We start from the raw sequence: 1400 nt of genomic DNA on the forward strand, positions 1-1400 counted from the left end.
GCCCCGCCCGGCCCGCCGTCGCGACGCGCCCCGCCCGGCCCGCCGCGCCCTGGCCGCCGCATCCGTCTCGTCTCCCGCTCCCGATCCGCTGAGGGGTCCCGAATCGACCTTCGATCGGCCCGGGAAGGTCGATTCGGGACCCCTCACGGCGGGAGACATTGACGACTGTCGATCTTTCACGTAGATTGCATCGACAGACATCAATATAAGACCCGGGCGACAGCTGCCCGGCGACCAGCCAAGGGAGAACACCATGAGCGACACCGCTGATTCCGTACGTGACGAGGTCCGGGCGCGCTACGCGAGCGCGGCGCTGTCGGTGACCGAGGCCGGGCGCAGCTCCCTGCTCGCCCCGTCGGCCTCCTGCTGCAGCACCGACACGACGGATGCCCCGGACTCCTGCTGCGGACCGGGCGCGGTCGACGAGAGCGCGGTCTTCGGCTCCGTGCTCTACGGCCTCGATGCCACCGCCGGTCTGCCGGGCGACGCCGTGCTGGCCAGCCTCGGCTGCGGAAACCCGACCGCGGTCGCGGACCTGCAGGCCGGCGAAACCGTGCTCGACCTCGGCTCCGGCGGAGGCATCGACGTGCTCCTCTCCGCCCGACGGGTCGGCCCGACCGGGTTCGCCTACGGACTCGACATGACCGACGAGATGCTCGACCTGGCCCGCCGCAACGCTGCCGCCGCCCAGGCGGAGAACGTCGAATTCCTCAAGGGCACGATCGAAGAGGTGCCGCTGCCCACCGAGAGCGTCGACGTCGTCATCTCCAATTGCGTGATCAACCTGTCGACCGACAAGCCCGCCGTCCTCGCGGAGATGTTCCGGGTGCTGCGTCCCGGCGGCCGCATCGGCGTGTCCGACGTCGTCGCCGAGAACCACCTCACGCCCGCCCAGAGGGCCGAACGCGGCTCGCACGTGGGCTGCATCGCCGGCGCCCTCTCGATCGAGGAATACGAGACCGGGCTCTCCCGCGCGGGCTTCGAGCAGGTGAGTGTGACCCTGACCCACGACGTGGCCGACGGCATGCACGGCGCCATCGTGCGCGCGGTCAAGCCGGTCGTCGCCGACTGAGCCGCAGACCCGGAACGTCCTCCCCCGCGTCGCACCCACGCGGCCCGCGTCGCACCCACGCGGCCCGCGTCGCACCCACGCGGCCCGCGTCTCGGCGTGAGGGGTCCCAAATCGACCTTCCGGGGGCCCGGGAAGGTCGATTTGGGACCCCTCAGCGGCAGGCAGACCCGCGGATCAGGGGCGGCCGGATCCGGGCAGCGCAGCGGCGGAGCAGCGACAGGGCAGGGCAGCGGCGAGGCCGAGCGGCGAGGCCGAGCCGCGGCGAGTGGCGGCGAGTGGCGGCGGGTGGCGCTCAGGCGAGTGGCGGCGGGTGGCGCTCAGGCGAGCC

Annotated in this window: 1 protein-coding gene; it reads left to right on the forward strand. The window is 72.7% G+C overall.

Annotation, left to right across the window (positions count from 1 at the left end):
- The first annotated feature begins 253 nt into the window (after positions 1-253).
- Positions 254-1072 (forward strand): arsenite methyltransferase, encoded by an 819-nt coding sequence (gene arsM, locus E3T37_RS01725; protein WP_134365134.1) that lies wholly within the window; start codon positions 254-256, stop codon positions 1070-1072.
- The last annotated feature ends 328 nt before the right edge of the window (positions 1073-1400 follow it).

The sequence above is a fragment of the Cryobacterium sp. TMT2-10 genome (assembly GCF_004403075.1).
GTDB lineage: Bacteria > Actinomycetota > Actinomycetes > Actinomycetales > Microbacteriaceae > Cryobacterium > Cryobacterium shii.

Coding starts and splice junctions, on each gene's coding strand:
- arsM (WP_134365134.1), top strand. CDS start 254: ATGAGCGACACCGCTGATTCCGTACGTGACGAGGTCCGGGCGCGCTAC.